Raw genomic sequence first — 17,439 nt, 5'->3', positions numbered from 1 at the left:
GTGTGACCGGTCTGCTGGTGTCGGCGCAGGCGGTGGACGCGTCGGGTGCGGGTCGGGTCGCGGTGTCGGTCGATCTGTCGTCGATCGCGGGTGAGTACGGTGCGGACTGGGTGCGGCGGGCGCGGCTCGTGCAGTTGCCCGCATGTGCGCTGACGACGCCGTCGGTGCCCGCGTGCCAGGTACAGACACCGGTCGCCACGAATGTGGACGCCAAGTCGCAGACGGTGACCGCGACTGTGTCCCTGAACTCGGCGCCGATGACTGCGGCGCAGCGGACTGTGGCGGCGGCCAGCGCCGACGGGACTGCGGCGATGTCCGGGATGGTGGTGCTGGCGACGAGCGCGGCTCCGGCGAGTGATGCTGGTGACTACACGGCGACGTCGTTGGCGCCGAGTGGTTCGTGGTCAGTAGGCGGGAACTCGGGTGGGTTCGAGTACTCGTATCCGATCGCGGTGCCGCCGGTTCCCGGTGGTGGCGGTCCGTCGGTGGCGTTGTCGTACAGTTCGCAGTCGGTCGACGGGAAGATGGTGTCGACCAACAGCCAGTCCTCGTGGGTGGGCGACGGTTGGGACTACACGCCGGGTTTTGTCGAGCAGACGTATGTGACGTGCAAGGACAATCCGCAGGGCACGGCGAAGAACACCTCGGACAGTTGCTGGGCCGGGCAGGTCGTGCACGTCAGCTTCGGCTCCACATCCGGTGATCTGGTGTACGACGCGAGTCTGCCGACGAAGTGGAAGTTGTCGTCGGACAACGGTGAGAAGGTCGAGCAGGTTCGGACGCTGGGCATCAACGGGACGTTCGACGGCCTGTACTGGAAGATCACCACGCAGGACGGCACGCAGTACTACTTCGGCCGTAACCAGCTGCCCGGCTGGGTGTCGGGCAAGGCCGTGACGAACTCGGCGTGGACGCAGCCGGTGTACAGCCCGTACTCGGGCGACCCGTGCTACTCCAAGACCAACCACCTGTGCACGATGGCGTACCGCTGGAACCTCGACTACGTGGTCGACACGCACCACAACGCCACCGGCTACTTCTACAACGCCTACACGAACTACTACGGTCAGGACGGCGGCACGACCGGGGTCTCCTATATCCGTAGCGGCGAACTCGATCACATCGACTACGGCATGGTCGACCCGACCCCCTACGCGTCGAGTGCTCCCGCGCGGGTGAAGTTCAACCTGTCGGAGCGGTGCGTGGCCACCGGGACGGCCTGCAACGCCGGTAACATCACCGGCACTCCGTCGAACTGGCCCGATACCCCGTACCAGGATCTGAACTGCAACTCCGGCGCGGTCTGCAACGTGCACGCGCCGACGTTCTGGTCGCGGCTGCGGCTGACCTCGATCGTCACCAACATCTGGAACGGCACCGCCTACACCCCCGTCGACACCTACACGCTGACCCACACCTTCCCGGCCACGCAGGACTCCACCAGTCCGTCGCTGTGGCTGTCGACGGTCCAGCACACCGGCAACGTCGGCGGTAGCCAGTCGCTGCCCGCGGCGACGTTCACCGGCTCCAACATGCCGAACCGGGTGGACACGGCCGACTTGGCCCCGGCGATGAACCACCAGCGCATCACCCAGATCGTGACGGAGACGGGTGGGAAGATCGGGATCGGCTACACCGGCCAGCAGTGCACCGCCCCCGTGACGATCACCCCGGCCAACAACACCAGCCTGTGCTACCCGGTGTACTGGACTCGCGAGGGCCAGACTCAACAGAAGCTCGACTGGTTCAACAAGTACCTGGTCACCTCGGTTGATGAGCAGGATCCGACCGGTGGCGCCCCGCCGTTGGCCACCACCTACGAGTATGTCGGCACTCCAGCCTGGCACATCGACGACAACGAGCTGACCAAGGCCAAGTACCGCACCTACGGCCAGTGGCGCGGCTACGCCACGGTACGCAGCCGCACCGGCTCCGGCACGGAACAGAAGACTCTGACTGAGACCCGCTATTTCCGCGGCATGGGCGGCACGGTCACCCTCTCCCCGGATGTGAGCTGGCCGACGGGCGGTCCCGCGAACAGTGTCACCGATGCCGAGGAACTCGCCGGGGCGACCCGGGAGACCGTCGTCTACCTGGGCGATGGTGGTGCACCCATCTCGGCCTCTGCCACCGACTACTGGGTCGGCGCCGCCTCGGCCACCAGGAGTCGCAGCGTGGTGGCGGATCTGACCTCGAAGATCACCCGGGCGGTGGCGACATACGGTACGTCGGCGATCACCTCGACGACGCCGACGACCTGGCGTACCACCAAGAGTGAGACGACCTACGACACGGTCACGGGCCTGCCGAAGGTCACCTACGACCACGGAGATCTCGCGGTGCCCTCCCAGGCGACGTGCACCACGATCACGTACGTGGCGGTAAGCCCGACCTCGAACCTGGTGAACCTTGCCTCGGAGATCGAAAAGGACGCGAAGCCGTGTGGGGGTAGCGGCGTCAACGGGCTGACGGCGCCGCCCACTCTCAACCGCCCCACGGACGTCGTGAGCAAGGTCCGCAACTACTACGACGACCCGGCGTTCGACACGACCTGGCCGCAGGCCGCGGCGCCGACCTACGGCAATCTGACCATGGTCCGCACGGCCATTGATTACACCGGCGGTGCCTGGCAGTTCCAGACCAGTGGCAAGAAGGGTTACGACTCGTTCGGCAGGCTCACGTCCGTCATCGACGCCAACGGCAACGCGCCGGCCACCACGACGTACACCCAGACCAATGGCCTGACCACGTTGCTGCAGAGCGTCAATGCCGCCGGACACACCAGCACCCAGACGCTGGACCCGACGCGCGGTCTCAGAACCAAGACCCTGGACATGAACAACCTGGAAGTCGATCTCCGGTATGACCCACTCGGCAGGCTGACGGGAGTCTGGCTGCCGGGCAACAACACGGTCACCAACCCGGCCAGCATCGTCTACCAGTACGACATCTCCAACGCCGTGCCGTCGGCGATCACGACGAAGACGATGAACGACAATGGTTCCTACCGCCTGTCGGTGAAGCTGTTCGACGCGCTCACACGCGTGCGCCAGGTGCAGGACCAGGCCGTCACCGGCGGTCGGCTCGTCGACGACACCTTCTATGACAGCCATGGCTGGACCGTCAAGACCACGACCGCCTACTACGACGCGGCGAGTGTCAGCACCACGCTGTTGAACCTGGTGGGGCAGGACAACCTGATGCCAAACCAGGACCTGGCCAGCTACGACGGCATCGGGCGGGTCGTTCTGGCGACCTCTCGGCGCATGGGCGTGACCAAGTGGCAGACCCAAACGATCTACGGCGGGGATCGCAACACGGTGCTCGGGCCGACCGGGTCGACGCCGACGACGACGATCGTCGACGCACTGGGCAGAACGGTGGAGAAGGACTACTACACCACTGCGCCGAGCGTGGTCAACGGGCAGGTCACCGGGGGTGCCTTCACGAAGATCACCTATGGTTACGACCAGCGTGGCAACCAGTCCTCCGTCACTGACGGAGCGAGTCCGGCCAACACCTGGACGTCGACCTTCGACATGCTGGGCCGGGTCACCGACAGGACCGATCCCGACGCCGGCGCCAGCCAGATGAAGTACGACGCCAACGGCAATGTGACCAGCGGCAAGGACAGCCGGAACAAATACGTCTTCCGGCAGTACGACGCCATCAACCGGCCCATCTTCGCCTACGACGGCCCGGACGCCTCGTCGCCGCTGATGGCTTCCTGGACCTACGACTCCACGACCATCACCAACGGCATCGGGCAGATGGCGTCGTCGACCGTCTACGACAACGGCTACGCCTACACCTCGAGCATCGGCGGCTACACAAACCGCTACAAGCCGACGTCGCACAATGTCAACATCCCGGCCGATCCGCGTAACGGCACACTGTCCGGCGACTACACCTTCACCAACACCTACAGCCCCATGAACGGCCTGCTCACGAAGATGGCGTTCCCGGCCACCACCGGAGCGCTGCCCGCTGAGACCGTCAACCACAACTACAACGCGCTGGACCAGCCCATCAGCGTCGGCGACCTGCTCGGCGCCTACATCAACAGCATCACGTACAACCAGTACGGCCTCGTATCTCAGACGCAGCTCGGCACTGGCACCAACAGCTTCTTCGCCACACCGATCTATGATGATCATGATTTGCGGATGTCCAGTCTCCTGGTCGAGAGGACCGGGGGCGTCCGCGTGGATGAGGTGACCTATCGAACCGCGCCGACAGGCATGGTCACCGCGATCATCGACAAGCGCAACGACTCGGTCACCGAAACCCAGTGCTTCGACCACGACCTTCTGGGCCGACTGACCGAGGCGTGGACGGCCACGGACGACTGCGCCTCCGACATCGGCGTCACCAGGTCGAATGCGACGGTCGGCGGGATCGACCCGTACTGGACCAGTTGGACGTTCAACGGCAGGGGTGACCGGGCGACGGAGACTCGGAACACCGTGCCGGGACAGACCGGCGGCCCCACCGAGTTCACCTACAACTACCCGGCCAGTGGCGGCAGCCAGCCGCACACCCTGACGTCCGTCACCGTCCAGGGGCCGAACGGCTCGCCGAGTAGTTACGGCTATGACACGGCCGGCAACACGACGACCCGCACGACCGCTGCCGGCACCCAGGTGATGACCTGGAACAGCCAGGGCAAGCTGGTGGCTGTCGACAAGAACAGCGGTGCGGCGGTGTCGACCTACACGTACGACACCGAAGGCAACATCCTTGTTCAGCGGGGCCCCGGTACGGTCACCGTTTACCTGCCCGATCAGGAGTTGACGCTCAACACCGGCACCGGGGTGAAGACAGGCAAGCGGTACTACAAAGGTCCTCTCGGTGTGACCGCCGTCCGCACCGGCACGACGTCCACCGCGTACAGCTACCTGATCGCCAACACCCAGGGCACCGCGTCGCTGTCCGTGGACCGGACCGGTCAGAACCCGAGCTGGCGGCCGTTCACGCCCTACGGCGCGCCGCGCGGCACCCAGCCCTCGGCTTGGCCGGACAGCCACGCCTTCCTGGGCTTGCCCGCCGACGCCGTGACCGGACTCGACCTCATCGGCGCGCGGCAGTACGACCCGACGATCGGCCGGTTCGTAAGCCCCGATCCGATCTTCGAGGCCGCTGACCCCACCCAGCTCGTACGGTATGCGTACAGCGGGAACAGCCCGGTGACGAAGTCCGACCCGACCGGCTTGATCGGATGCACCGCCGCGTGCATTCCCAAGAATTTCAAGGAATGCGGGTGGGGTAGCTGCGAGAAGAATGCCTCACTTCACGGGCTCTACATGTGGGCGTCGCTGATTCCCGTGGCCGGTACCTACGCCATCTACGCCGAAGCGGAGCTGTACAAGTCCGAGGGGAACCAGAAGGCGGCCGACGACCTGATGGGCATCGTCGGGTTCGAGACGACCTTCACCGTGTCGATGGTCGAGCCCGGCATTTTCGCGATGCCGAAACGCATCGAGATCGCCCTGGCCGCCGATGCCGCGGCGTCAGGCGACTTGGCTACCGCCAGCCGGGTGAAGACCGGCGCGACGCACGTCCTGGACGCCTGCCACAGCTTCGATCCGGCGACCGAAGTCCTGATGGCGGACGGTTCCACCCGGGCCATCAAGGATGTGAAGGTCGATGACGAGGTGCTGGCGACTGATCCCGTCAGCGGCCGGTCCACGGCGGAGAAGGTTACTGATCTACACCTCAACCTCGACCATGAGCTGACCGATGTCACCGTTGTTCCGGTGGCGCCGGCGGCGGTGCGCGTGGCGGGGACACCTGGTGTGGAGGACGGTGCCGGCGGCGTTCGGGGGCCGACGGCGACTCTGCACACCACCGCGCATCACCCCTTCTGGGACGCCACCGCCGGGGAGTGGGTCGATGCGGCCGACCTCCGGATCGGGCATGCCCTGACCGGCCCGCACGGAGAGAAGCAGTACGTCGTCGCGGTCCGCAACTTCGCGGGCGGCAAGGACATGCGCAACCTGACCGTGGCCAACGTCCACACGTACTACGTGATGGCCGGCGACCGGCCGATTCTGGTCCACAACTCAGCTTGCAAGGGTGGCACGCTGACGGTCCACAAGTTTGAGGTCAAGGATTCGGACGTTCCTCACTTCACCGTCGAGATTCGCGACGCCGAGGGCAACCTCCTCTACCACACGGAACAAGTCCACATGGAGGAAGGTAAGATCACGGCGATCGACCCGTTCGAGCCAGCTGACGATCTCCGACTTCTCGAATCGGTGACCATCCCGATCCCCGATGCGCAAGCGGCTATGGAATTCCAGAAAAAAATGGTCGCCAAGGGCGCAGTCAACCAGCCCTGGGATGCGTTCACCAATAGTTGCGTGACGCATTGCATGAACGTCGCGCAAGCGGGTGGAATCGATATCCTGAATGATCAGCGCGCCTTCGCGAACAAACTGGGCAAGTCGTACAAATGGTTCGTACAGAAGTACATCTGAGCCGTCGCGGAGAGCGGGTGTCACTTGGCAGATGAAGTGCAGCCGGTCGGTCCCCGGATGCTGGGCGAGATCCTGGCGTCCGGGGCGGTCGACGAGGACGACATGCCGCTGCTGGCGTCGGCCCTCGAACTGCATGTCCGGGCCACCGAAGGCCTCCAGCCGGAGGTGTGGCGCGACGCTGACGACGATCTCGCCGGGATGGTCTCCGACGTGCAGGGGGCGTGGGAGCGTTTGCGACGCACCTGGGTGGTGACTCGCGACGTGCTCAGGCGCGTGAGCGAGGCGCGAGCCGCGGTGGGGGCCCGGCGGTCGGAAATGAGTCGTGCCGAATGGATGGCTCAGGTCGTAGAGGCGGACCAGGCTCAGGGCGGCCCCGCCGCGCGAGCGGAACTCGCCGCTCGGCTACGTGCGCTGGTCGACGCCCTGTCGCGGCTGCCGTTCGTCCGCCGCTGTGAGAGCTGCGGCCACGCCGTGCCGAACTGAGGCCCGGCGCCGGCCGGCGGTCGAACCTGTCGGGGCGCTCCGCCCCATCCCGCGACTGACACGGGATGGGGCGAGCCTCGTTTCAGGCCGCGGCGGTGTCTCGAGCGCGTGCCTGCAGCGCTCGCAGCACCCGGTCGTTGCCTTCGGCCACCAGTCGCCGCAGCGGCGTGGCGTGGCCCTCCTCGGCGGCCCAGGCCTCGTACGCGGCCACGGTCTCGGTCGACACGTCCATCACCGGGTACCCCAGCACCATGAACTCCTGCGCCGGCTCGCTGTCCCGCGCCGCCCACACCGCGTCCGCGTCGGCGAAGAACTTCGCCGTGTAGGGCCGGGTCAGCTCCACCTGCACCGGGTGCTGGAACCCCATCACCAGCGCCCGGTTGCGCCAGTTGGCCGGGTTCTGCGAAGCGGTCAGCTCCGCCCACACCTTGGCCTTGTTCTCCGCGCTCGGAATCAGCGCGTACGCCAGCGCGGCCCCGATGTCCCCGGCCGCGGTCCGGTCCGCGTCGTGCTCGGCCTGGATCACGTCCGGCGTGACCGCCCCGTTGGCGACCAGCTGCTGCACCAGCTGCCAGCGCAGCTCACCGACGATGCTGATGCCCTCCGGCACCCCGGACCCGCCCAGCCATCCACGCAGCACGTCCAGGTCGGCCTTGCTGCGGGCCGCGCTGATGAACGCCCGCGCCCAGCCGAGCTGGAACCCGCTACCCGCCTCGGCGGTCTCCATCGCGGCACGCGCGGCGTCGGCGAGCTTCGCCCAGCCGGTCGGCGCCCACGCCGGGTCGACGTACTGGATGAGCACCGTCTGGACCTGGCGCAGCGTCGCCATGACCAGGTTGATGTCGCGCTCGTGCGGCAGCGAGTTGGTGACCAGCGCGACGTAGTCGCGGGCGGGCATCTCGGCGTCGCGGACCATGTCCCACGCGGCGGCCCAGACCAGGGCGCGGGCCAGCGACGAGTCGAAGCCGCTCAGGTTGTCGACGACGCAGGCCAGCGACCGCTCGTCCAGCCGCAGCTTGGCGTAGCTGAGGTCCTCGTCGTTGACCAGCAGCACGTCGGCGGCGCGGACGCCGGTGAGCGCGTCGATGACGGTGCGCGCCCCGGCGACGTCGACCTCCAGCAGCTCACGGCGCACCAGCGTCCCGTCGACCAGGTCGTAGAGGCCGATGCCGAGGTGGTGCGGCCGCAGCGTCGGGTGGCTGGCCGGGGCCTCCTGCTGCACGGCGACCTGCGCGTAGGTGCCGTCGGCGGCGAGGTCGATGGTCGGGCGCAGGGTGTTGACCTGGGCGGTCTCCAGCCAGGCGGCGGCGAACTCGCGCAGCTCGCGGCCGGAGGCCTGCTCCAGCGCGCCGAGCAGGTCACCGAAGGTGGCGTTGCCCCAGGCGTTGGCCTGGAAGTAGGACCGCAGCCCGGTCACGAACGCGTCGATGCCGACGTACGCGACGAGCTGCTTGATGACGCTGGCGCCCTTGGCGTACGTGATGCCGTCGAAGTTGACCTCGACCGCCTCGACGTCGGTCATCTCGCAGTAGACCGGGTGGGTGCTGGACAGCTGGTCCTGGCCGTAGCCCCAGTTCTTGCGCAGGGACAGGAAGGTGGTCCAGGCGTCGGTGAAGCGGGTCGCGTTGGCGTTGCACCAGTGCGAGGCCCACTCGGCGAACGACTCGTTCAGCCACAGGTCGTCCCACCAGCGCATGGTGACCAGGTCGCCGAACCACATGTGGGCCAGTTCGTGCAGGATCGTGTTGGCCCGCTGCTCGCGCTCGAAGTCGGTCACCTCGGAGCGGAAGATGTACGACGCGTCGGCGTGGGTGACGCAGCCGAAGTTCTCCATCGCGCCGGCGTTGAACTCGGGCACCCACAGCTGGTCGTACTTCGGCAGCGGGTAGCGCACGCCGAACTGGTCCTGGAAGAAGTCGAAGCCCTGCTTGGTGACCTCGAACAGCTCGTCGGCCTCGAGGTAGGCGGCGTTGGACGCGCGGCAGAACAGCCCCAGGTCGATGCCGTCGTGGGTGGTCCGGACCTCGTGGTACGGCCCCGCGCACAGCGCGGTGACGTAGGTCGACATCTTGGCGGACTGCTCGAAGTGGACGGTCTTGCCGACGGTCCCGGCCTCGGTGGCGGCGACGGGCGCGTTGGAGACGACCTTCCAGTGCTTGGGGACGGTCGCGTGCCAGGTGTAGACCGACTTGAGGTCGGGCTGGTCGAAGCAGGCGAACACCTTCTGGGCGTCGGCCGTCTCGAACTGGCTGTAGAGGTAGACCTCCTTGTCGGCCGGGTCGACCGCGCGGTGCATGCCCTGGCCGGACTGCGAGTACGGGAAGTCGGCCTCGACGACGAGGGTGTTGTCGGCGGCGAGGCCGGGCAGGACGAGGCCGGTCTCGGCGGTCCAGGTGCTGGTGTCGAGCTCGGTGCCGTTCAGGGTGGCGCGCAGGATCTTGGTGGCCGCGACTTCGATGAACGTCTGGGCGCCCGGCTCGGTGGCGGCGAACTCGATCGTGGTCACGCTGCGGAAGGTGCCGTCACCGGGGTTGCCGGCCCCGTCGGTCAGGTCCAGCGCGATGTCGTACGAGTGGATGTCCAGCAGGCGGGCCCGCGCGGCGGCCTCGACCTGGGTGAGATTGCGCGTACCGGTCACGGCGTCACTTCCTGTCGGCTGCGGTGGTGAGCAGCATGGGAGGCAGCCCTGTATGTGGCTGCCCAGTGCAGTCTGTCATCGCGACGGCGCACTGCGACCACCCACGCTTGCGTATCGGTTGCGGCAGCACCCCGTATCCCCGGGCCGCGAACGGCCCGAAGCAACTCTTTCACATTATGGCCCGCTGGAGTGCGGTAGGTCACGCGTCGGATGTGCGGCAACCCGCCACCAGAAGAGTGACGATTCAACTATGAGCACTCCCTCGATCGACATGTGGTTCGACCCGATCTGCCCGTGGGCCTGGATGACCTCCCGCTGGCTGCTCGAGGTCGAGCAGGTACGCGATGTGCGCGTGGACTTCCACGTGATGAGCCTGTCCGTGCTCAATGACGGGCGCGACGACCTGCCGGAGAAGTACAAGGACCTGCTGGCCCAGGGCTGGGGCCCGGTGCGTGTCTGCATCGCCGCCGCCCGCAAGTACGGCGAGCCCGTCCTGCGGGACCTCTACACCGCCCTGGGCACCCGCATCCACCTGGGCAAGGAGCCGCTGGGCCGCGAGCTGTACGAGGCCGCCCTCACCGATGCGGGCCTGGACCCGGCGCTGGCCGCCGCGGCCGAGGAGACGGTGCACGACGACCTGCTGGTGGAGAGCCACAACCGGGGCATGAAGCCGGTCGGCACCGACGTCGGCACCCCGGTCATCCACGCGCCCGGCCCGGACGGCTCGACCATCGCCTTCTTCGGCCCGGTGGTCACCCCGGCGCCCAAGGGCGAGGCCGCGGGCCGCCTCTACGACGGCGTCCTGCTGGTGGCGGGCACGCCCGGCTTCTACGAGCTCAAGCGCACCCGCGACCTCGGCCCCAGCTTCGAGTGACCGGGGCTGCCGGGGTGGCTCGGCGCCGGCTCCGCTTCGCGGGGCAGCCGTTCGCCGCCCTGGCACACCGCGTACGCCTCCTGAGGGCTCCTGGCTCGTTGGGGTGAGGGAGACCACACCAACGAGCCAGGCCCGGTCGCCGGGCCGGGTAGGGAGAGCACCGTGGCGGACGTCGTCGCAGATCCGTGGCGTTTGGAGGCACCCGCCGAGGCGGTCGCCGAGAGCCTGGGCACCTCGTACGTGAGCGTCGAGAACAGCCGCTGGGCCACCTGGCAGCCGTCGCTGCCCGCTGAGGTCGCCGCGTTCCTGGGCGCTCCGGTCCTGGTGGGAGCCGCGCCGACGCAGCGCCGCTGAGTGCGGGCCCGCGCCACTCCGGCGGGGGCAGCCCGTCCCAGCGGGTGGACGGCGGTAGCGTGAGCAGGCGTGACAGTCGCACACCCGATCCCCACCGCCTGGCTGACGGCCGGGGCAACCGGCGCGCAGAACTACGACGAGTTCGCCGACGACGCCGAGATCACCGAGATCATCGCCGCCAATCCGAGCAGCGCCCTGGCGATCGAGATGCCGCACCGGGCTCCCGGGAGCCTGGGTAAGAGCTTCGCCGAGTCGCTGCCGGACGCCGTGGTCCGATTGACGCAGGCCAAGGATGCGGGCGCCTACCGCCGCAGTGACGACGTCGTCGTCCTGTACCGGATCTCCGGTCCGGTCCCGGATCCCAGTCGGATCTCCGACGCCGACGGATCCACCGCGTACGGCCTGTGGTGCATGGTCGACACCGACCAGATCTCCACCAGCGCGGAAGAGCCCGGCCTGGTCATCCGCAACGAGGACGTGTTCCTGGAGAAGGTCCGCGAGCGCGTGGCGCTGTTCCAGGCGCTGGGGCATCTGCTGTCGCCGGTGCTGCTGCTGCAGACCGGCCGCGGCGACGAGCTGCACGCGGCGCTGGCCGACGCGGCGGCCCAGGCCGGGTCGCCGTTCGCGACCGATGTGGACCCTGCTGGGCGTACCCACGCGATCTGGCCGCTGGCGGCCGGGCCGCTCGCCGACAGCCTGCGCGAGTTGGCCGGTGGCGGCGAGCTGGTGGTCGCCGACGGCAACCACCGCAGCCTGGCCGCGCAGAGCGGCGGCCTGGACCGGTTCCTGGCCGTGGTGACCACGCCCGCCTCGGTGGCGATCCAGCCCTACAACCGGCTGGTGCACCAGCTCGACGCCCCGATCGAGGAGCTGCTGGAGCGGCTGGAGAAGTCGGGCGCGCAGGTCGCGCCGGGCACCGCGACGGTCCCGGCGCAGGGCGGCACCGTCCACCTGTACGCCGACGGCCGCGCCTTCGCGGTCACGCTGCCCCGTGACCCGCACGGCAGCGTGATCGACAACATCGACCACGCGCTGGTGGAGCGGGTTCTCTTCGGCGACGTACTGGGCTTGGAGCCGGGCGACAAGCGGATCACCTATGTCGGCGGCGACTACCCGGCGTCCTGGCTGACCGAGGAGGTCGACGCGGGCCGCTCGGCGCTGGCCGTGCTGATCGCGCCAGTCACCGTCGACGACTTCGTCGAGGTCAATCTGGCCCGGCAGAAGATGCCCCGCAAGAGCACCTGGTTCACCCCGAAGGCCCGCGGCGGCCTGGTCGTCGCCCAGGTCGCCTGAGTCCCGAGCCGTCCGCCGGGTCCCCTGCGGGGCCCGGCGGACGGCTGGCAGACTTTGCTCATGCGCGGATATATGGCCGCCGACCCCGCCCGCGGGGGCGTGGTGGTCGCCCTGTGCGCCTCCGGCCCGCGCCGTCCGCCGGGTCCCCTGCGGGGCCCGGCGGACGGCTGGCAGACTTTGCTCATGCGCGTATATCTGGCCGCCGACCACGCCGGCTTCGAGCTCAAGGCCCACCTGCTCAACGAGCTTTCGGCGAAGGGGTACGACGTCGTCGACGTCGGCGCGCACAGCTACGACGCGCAGGACGACTACCCGTCGTTCTGCCTGCACGCCGGGGTGCGGGTGGTGGCCGACCCGGGCAGCCTGGGCGTGGTCATCGGCGGCTCCGGCAACGGCGAGCAGATCGCCGCGAACAAGGTCGCCGGGGTGCGCGCGGCGCTGGCCTGGAACCTGGACACGGCCCGGCTGTGCCGCCAGCACAACGACGCGAACGTGGTCGGCATCGGCGCCCGCCAGCACTCGCTGGCCGAGGCGACCGAGATCGTCGAGGCGTTCCTGAGCACCGGCTTCTCCGGCGAGCCGCGTCACTCCCGCCGCATCGACCAGGTCGCCGCGTACGAGAAGTCCGGCGAGCTGCCCGCGCTGTCCGCCTGACGGTTCAGCGCAGCGGGTCGCGGGGCACCCAGCCCCGGCGCACGATCTCCAGCTCGGCCTCCGCCCTGGCGATGTCCTCGGCGGTGGGCCGGGCCGCGTCGCGGGCCCGCATCGCCGCCGACAGGCTGATCTGCGAGGCGCCCGGCCCGATCAGCCCGCGCAGTCCACGCTCGAGGTCGTGGTCGTCGGAGTCGTCATCCCGACTGCGGTGGCGGCGGCGCTCGTGCTCCTGCATGCGTGCCAGGTTACTGCTCCTGGACGGTGGACAGGGTGGTGCTGCGGCCGGGTTGGTCGATTTTCATCCCGGTCGCCGGTGTCGTGCGGGTTGGCTACTCTGTGCGGCGTGACTGAAGGCAACGACCCGACGCGGGAACTGCGACTGGACCGTACGCAGCCGATCCCCACCGAGGTGGTGAAGCCGCAGCAGGCCGGGTTCAAGCCGGGCATGGCGGCCGTCCCCACGCAGCGGCAGGTGGAGCACACGGTCTCGTTCGAGCCGACCCTGGCCCCCGGGCAGATCGTCACCTCGGGCGCGCTGAAGCGCCCGGTCCTGACAATGAGCGTGCGACTGCGCCAGCTGCGAATCGGCGGTCGGTGGAGCGTGGCCGGGGCCGTGTTCCTGCTGGTCTGCTGGGGTCTGTGGACGGCGTCGAGTGACGGGGATCACGCGACGGCGACGCTGGCGCTGGTGCTTTCGCTGGTGGTGGCCGTCGGCATCTTCGGCCTGTCGCGCCTGGTGGGCAGCGTGGTGCTGGAGAAGCTGATGGGCCGCTCCCGGCGCGGTGCCTGGGCCTCGCACCTCACGGTTGGCCTGTTCCTGGTGATCGTGGGCTTCTCGTACCTGAGCCAGATCGAGTGGGTCGTCGACGCCTGGAACTTCCTGCGCGGAGTGCGCTGACCCGTACCCCCTGAGATCCACATCCCGCCTGTCGGACATCCGGCAGGTCCCGGGATGTGGATCATTTTCGTTTACGGAGAGTATTTGTTGCCTCCACGGGTGGTCACTGCCGGAGATATGAATTACGTTGGTTCAGCCTGATAAGTCGAGAAAATCACGGGGGTGGTCATGATGGGATTCAGGTATGGCTGGGCCGCAGCGGCGGCGGGAGTCGGCACCGCGAGCGCGGTGGTGGGACTGGGCATGGGCCTGCTCACCGGCACGCCCGCGACGATGGCCGCGTCGAGCGCGACGCTGCTGGCCGGCGCGCCACAGGCGCTGGCGCTGACACCGAGCGCGCTGACCCGGGGTGCGTTGACACCGAGCGCACTGACACCGACGACGTTCGAGCTGACCGCCGCTCCGGCGCGGCTGAGCGCGTCCCCGCTGAGCGGCGCCGCCCTCGCGCCGTTCGTCGGGAGCTGGCACGTGCACGGTGCGGACCTGGACATCAAGGCCGACGGCACCGGCACCGAGCTGATCCAGCTCGGCCCCTGCCAGGGCCTGGCGGAGGGTAAGCGCTGCGTGGCTGTGGCCAGCGTGCGGCTGGTCGACGACGGCGGCCCCGGCTACGTCTACACCGGGTTCACCTACCTGGACCAGCACGGCGCGACCGTCGTCCCGGACAGTCTGGAAGGGCTGCCGCGGGTCGGTGACGGCTACCGGGTCGAGGTCTACCAGCCCGGCGTGCTGAAGATCTCGCCGATGACCGAGCACAGCGGACAGATCATGGGCAGCCCGTACCGCTGCTCGGCCGACGCCCCGGCCTACGCGCACCAGCGCCTCTGCAACGCCTGAACCGATCGTTCGGGCAGGGTTGGCGGCGCGTTCGCGCGGGCATAATCGTCCGCGTGAGCGTCAGTGAGCTGTGGTACCAGTCCTCGGGCACCCTCGGTGCCACGCCGGTGCTGCTGCTGCACGGGCTGACCGGCGACGCGACCACCTGGCAGGAGGTCGCCCCGCTGCTGGCCGAACGGGCCTGGTTGCACGCGGTGGACCTGCGTGGACACGGTGCCAGCCCCTGGCCGGGTGAATACTCGTTCGAGCTGATGCGCGACGACGTGGTCGCGCTGCTCGACCGACTCGAACTCGATCGCGTCGTGCTGGTCGGCCACTCACTGGGTGGTGTGGTCTCGTACCTGATCGCACAGGCGTACCCGGACCGGGTGGCGGGCCTGGTGCTGGAGGAACCGCCGCCGCCGCGCCCCCTGGCGCGCACCGTGGGCCCGCGCCCGCAAACCTCGCTGAGCTACGACTGGGACGTGCGCGCCGCGATCATCGGGCAGGTCGTCGCCCCCGATCCGCGTTGGTGGCCCGCCCTGGCCGCGATCGCCGCTCCGGCCCTGGTGGTCGGCGGCGCACACAGCCACCTGCCACAGGACTGGCTGGCCGAGATGGCGGCCCTGATGCCGCGCGGGCGTTACCTCGCCCTGGACGCCGAGCACGCGGTGCACGCCGCGCTCCCGGCCGAGTTCGCCGCCGCCGTGCACACCTTCCTCGACGAACACGGCCTCTGACGCCGATACTGACCCTTCCGGTGGCCCGGAACGAGGCGACCGGCTCTCGCCTCTGTCGCACCACGGTGGCATGATCTGCGCGCAGTGTGCGCTCCGTGTCTCTACGGAACCGTTACGCGGCAACGTATCGATCTATGCACTCCGATGTGGATAATCGGTACCCCACTTACGTGCGAGAGGGGAGTCACCGTGGCAGAGCGTGAGGGCGGCGCCGTGAAGGTGCTGCGCGGCCTGGGGATCGCGGTGCTCATCGTCGCCGCGATCGTCCTCGTCGCCGTCTACTGGCGGCAGGCGTTGGACCTGGTCGTATCGATCTGGCAGTACCTCGTGGACCGGATTCCGGAGCAGGGCGGCCAGCGGACCGCGGTGCTCATCTACATGATCGCGGCGGTGCTGCTGGGGATCCTGTTCTCGCAGGCCGGCCACTTCACCGCGTACGGCATCGCCACCGGCCTGGTGCCGCTGCTGTGGTTCCTGTTCTGGGAGGGCTTCCCGCCGCTGGGTCTGCACCCGGTGTGGACCGGAAACATGGGGGTGGCGCATCTGAGTCCGAGTCAGGTGATCCTCTGGGCCGTCGTCGCGACGGTGGTGACCACGCTGGTCTTCGTGCCGCTGGAGTACCGCGAGAAGTGGACCCGGCGCCGCCGCGCCCGCTGAGCTCCGTGAACCTCCAGAGGCGGCGGCCCGGTGACGGGCCGCCGCCTCTTTCCGTCGGTGGCGCCACCGCGGCGGAAACCCGGTCCCGATGCGTGGCGCGGGCTGTTTACGATGCCTGGCGCAGCCGTCGGCTGCACGAACACGGGGAGGTATGAATGCGGAGGACTCTGTCCGCATTTGCGGCGTTCGCGACCGCGGTCGCGGTCGCCGCGCTGGCGCCGGGCACCGCGCACGCGGCCTCGGCACCGGACGTGCTCTGGGCGTACAGCGTCGAGGGCGACTTCGGGCGGGTGCAGGTCGGCGTGTCCGCCGAGGCGGGCGTGGCGGATCTGAAGGTGCACGTGGTCGGCGAGACCGGCGAGGACCTGGCCGTGCTGGACTCGTTCACGCTGGAGAGCGGCTCGGACCAGTACAGCGTGTGGCGTTCGGACGACACCGTCGCGCTGGACGAGCTCGGCTACTACCGGCTCGACGCCGAGATCGTCGACCGGGACGGGGTGCATGTCACCGAGCAGCAGGTCGGCTTGCTGATCTACGCGGTGCAGATGTACTACGACAACCTCAAGGTCACCAAGAAGGTCGACTACGCGCACCGTGAGGTCACCGTCACCGGCCGCCTCATGGGCCGCTGGCCGACGGGACGGCGAGAGGCGATCGAGGGCTTCCCGCTCGAGTACGTCCCGATGTACGGCGACTACGTCGACGGCGTCTCCGACAACGCGGGCCAGTTCCGCCTGACCACGCAGGTGGAGAACGTCGACGACATGGGCTACCTGACCACGCTGTGGGTGCAGGACCGCCCGTACTACCTGCAGGCGTTCGCCGATGTCGCGGCGCCGGAGATCAAGCAGGCCGCCACCCGGATCACCCTGGATCTCGACCGCACCAGGGTCGTGTCGGGGGAGACGGTGACGGTCAGCGGCACGCTGAGCTGGAAACCGCCGCACGCCGGCTGGCGGCCCACCCCCAACGCGCTCGTGGTGCTGGTCGGCGGCTGCGACGAGGACTACTGCCAGTCGCTGCTGGGCTACACGCTCACGGACGCGCAGGGGCACTACAGCATGACGGTGACCCCGCCCTACACCATGACGGTGCAGGTCGGCACGCACCACGAGGACCCGTTCGTCACGACGGCCACCACGGCCCGAGCGGACCTGGTCGTGCTCCAGGCCGTCCGGTTCGGCGAGCTGCGGCAGGGCATCGACTGGGACGGCCGGCCGATCCTGTACGGCCACCTGGACTTCCAGAGCGGCTGGACCCCCGGGACCATCCCGGTCGAGGTGCAGTACTCGCCGGACGGCCGCGGCTGGCACACCGTCGGGACGCTGGACCTGTCCTACAACCCGCACGAGTCGGAGGGCATCCGGTTCGAGTGGCCGCTCGCGGGCACCGAGCCGGGATACTGGCGCGCCGTCTACGCGGGTACGCCGGACTTCTTCCAGAGTGCGGTGACCGAACCCCTCCACGTGGCCTGAGCGCCATGGTGGGCGCGGGGGCCCGGGCCCCCCCCCCCGGCCCCCCCCGGGTGCAAGGGGCGGGAAACCCGGGGGACC

Annotated in this window: 16 protein-coding genes; 11 read left to right on the top strand and 5 right to left on the bottom strand. The window is 68.9% G+C overall.

All coding sequences use genetic code 11. The annotated features are described in order from the left end of the window. From KUA19_RS42315 to KUA19_RS42305, 3 genes are all read right to left on the bottom strand, one after another. Positions 1-214: hypothetical protein (locus KUA19_RS42315; RefSeq protein WP_217405707.1), on the bottom strand; the 214-nt coding region annotated here is incomplete at its 3' end. Positions 215-367: 153 nt separating this feature from the next. Further along, positions 368-538 carry a hypothetical protein gene (locus KUA19_RS42310; protein ID WP_217405705.1) on the bottom strand — a complete coding sequence of 57 codons (171 nt, stop codon included), beginning with the start codon at positions 536-538 and terminating at the stop codon, positions 368-370. A 33-nt stretch (positions 539-571) separates the two neighbouring features. Continuing rightward, positions 572-790 (bottom strand): hypothetical protein, encoded by a 219-nt coding sequence (locus KUA19_RS42305; RefSeq protein WP_217405703.1) that lies wholly within the window; start codon positions 788-790, stop codon positions 572-574. A 343-nt stretch (positions 791-1,133) separates the two neighbouring features. Between KUA19_RS42305 and KUA19_RS42300 the strand changes: the two genes are divergently transcribed. Both KUA19_RS42300 and KUA19_RS42295 read left to right on the top strand, forming a co-directional pair. Beyond that, the gene (locus KUA19_RS42300; RefSeq protein ID WP_217405702.1) at positions 1,134-6,479 is read left to right on the top strand and encodes an RHS repeat-associated core domain-containing protein; all 5,346 of its coding nucleotides are present in this window, start codon (positions 1,134-1,136) and stop codon (positions 6,477-6,479) included. A 57-nt stretch (positions 6,480-6,536) separates the two neighbouring features. Then, positions 6,537-6,962, top strand: a complete 426-nt coding sequence (locus KUA19_RS42295) for a hypothetical protein (protein ID WP_217405700.1) — start codon at positions 6,537-6,539, stop codon at positions 6,960-6,962. Between the two features lie 82 nt (positions 6,963-7,044). Here the strand turns inward: KUA19_RS42295 and pepN are convergent, their stop codons facing one another. Beyond that, on the bottom strand, positions 7,045-9,600 hold the full coding sequence (gene pepN, locus KUA19_RS42290; protein WP_217405698.1) for an aminopeptidase N: 2,556 nt from the start codon (positions 9,598-9,600) through the stop codon (positions 7,045-7,047). 250 nt (positions 9,601-9,850) lie between these two features. Between pepN and KUA19_RS42285 the strand changes: the two genes are divergently transcribed. The 4 genes from KUA19_RS42285 to KUA19_RS42270 all read left to right on the top strand — a co-directional run bounded on the left by KUA19_RS42285 (position 9,851) and on the right by KUA19_RS42270 (position 12,775). Then, positions 9,851-10,474 carry a mycothiol-dependent nitroreductase Rv2466c family protein gene (locus KUA19_RS42285; protein WP_217405696.1) on the top strand — a complete coding sequence of 208 codons (624 nt, stop codon included), beginning with the start codon at positions 9,851-9,853 and terminating at the stop codon, positions 10,472-10,474. Between the two features lie 162 nt (positions 10,475-10,636). Further along, positions 10,637-10,828: a hypothetical protein gene (locus KUA19_RS42280; protein ID WP_217405694.1), complete on the top strand. Its 192-nt coding sequence runs from the start codon at positions 10,637-10,639 to the stop codon at positions 10,826-10,828. A 69-nt stretch (positions 10,829-10,897) separates the two neighbouring features. Continuing rightward, the gene (locus KUA19_RS42275) at positions 10,898-12,121 is read left to right on the top strand and encodes a DUF1015 family protein (protein WP_217405693.1); all 1,224 of its coding nucleotides are present in this window, start codon (positions 10,898-10,900) and stop codon (positions 12,119-12,121) included. A gap of 183 nt (positions 12,122-12,304) precedes the next feature. Next, a complete protein-coding gene (locus KUA19_RS42270) occupies positions 12,305-12,775 on the top strand; it encodes a ribose-5-phosphate isomerase (RefSeq protein WP_217405711.1) in 471 nt (156 codons plus the stop codon). A gap of 4 nt (positions 12,776-12,779) precedes the next feature. Here KUA19_RS42270 and KUA19_RS42265 read toward each other — a convergent pair whose 3' ends face one another. After that, positions 12,780-13,010, bottom strand: coding sequence for a hypothetical protein (locus tag KUA19_RS42265; protein ID WP_217405691.1), 231 nt, complete (start codon positions 13,008-13,010; stop codon positions 12,780-12,782). Between the two features lie 108 nt (positions 13,011-13,118). Between KUA19_RS42265 and KUA19_RS42260 the strand changes: the two genes are divergently transcribed. From KUA19_RS42260 to KUA19_RS42240, 5 genes are all read left to right on the top strand, one after another. Further along, entirely contained in the window at positions 13,119-13,673 is a 555-nt protein-coding gene (locus tag KUA19_RS42260; protein ID WP_217405690.1) for a hypothetical protein, read from the top strand. A gap of 171 nt (positions 13,674-13,844) precedes the next feature. After that, positions 13,845-14,510, top strand: a complete 666-nt coding sequence (locus tag KUA19_RS42255; RefSeq protein ID WP_217405688.1) for a hypothetical protein — start codon at positions 13,845-13,847, stop codon at positions 14,508-14,510. A gap of 53 nt (positions 14,511-14,563) precedes the next feature. Then, complete coding sequence (locus tag KUA19_RS42250) at positions 14,564-15,229, top strand: alpha/beta fold hydrolase (protein ID WP_217405686.1); 666 nt, start codon at positions 14,564-14,566, stop codon at positions 15,227-15,229. 189 nt (positions 15,230-15,418) lie between these two features. Further along, complete coding sequence (locus KUA19_RS42245) at positions 15,419-15,886, top strand: hypothetical protein (protein WP_217405684.1); 468 nt, start codon at positions 15,419-15,421, stop codon at positions 15,884-15,886. A 155-nt stretch (positions 15,887-16,041) separates the two neighbouring features. Beyond that, positions 16,042-17,361, top strand: coding sequence for a hypothetical protein (locus KUA19_RS42240; protein WP_217405682.1), 1,320 nt, complete (start codon positions 16,042-16,044; stop codon positions 17,359-17,361). Positions 17,362-17,439: the final 78 nt, after the last annotated feature.

The sequence above is a fragment of the Catellatospora tritici genome (genome assembly GCF_019083965.1).
Classification (GTDB): domain Bacteria; phylum Actinomycetota; class Actinomycetes; order Mycobacteriales; family Micromonosporaceae; genus Catellatospora; species Catellatospora tritici.
Note: the sequence above shows the minus strand (reverse complement) of the source record. Positions and strands in the feature narration are given on the sequence as shown.

Coding starts and splice junctions, on each gene's coding strand:
- KUA19_RS42305 (WP_217405703.1), bottom strand. CDS start 790: ATGCCCAGCGTCCGAACCTGCTCGACCTTCTCACCGTTGTCCGACGAC.
- KUA19_RS42300 (WP_217405702.1), top strand. CDS start 1,134: ATGGTCGACCCGACCCCCTACGCGTCGAGTGCTCCCGCGCGGGTGAAG.
- KUA19_RS42295 (WP_217405700.1), top strand. CDS start 6,537: ATGCTGGGCGAGATCCTGGCGTCCGGGGCGGTCGACGAGGACGACATG.
- KUA19_RS42285 (WP_217405696.1), top strand. CDS start 9,851: ATGAGCACTCCCTCGATCGACATGTGGTTCGACCCGATCTGCCCGTGG.
- KUA19_RS42270 (WP_217405711.1), top strand. CDS start 12,305: ATGCGCGTATATCTGGCCGCCGACCACGCCGGCTTCGAGCTCAAGGCC.
- KUA19_RS42265 (WP_217405691.1), bottom strand. CDS start 13,010: ATGCAGGAGCACGAGCGCCGCCGCCACCGCAGTCGGGATGACGACTCC.
- KUA19_RS42255 (WP_217405688.1), top strand. CDS start 13,845: ATGGGATTCAGGTATGGCTGGGCCGCAGCGGCGGCGGGAGTCGGCACC.
- KUA19_RS42240 (WP_217405682.1), top strand. CDS start 16,042: ATGCGGAGGACTCTGTCCGCATTTGCGGCGTTCGCGACCGCGGTCGCG.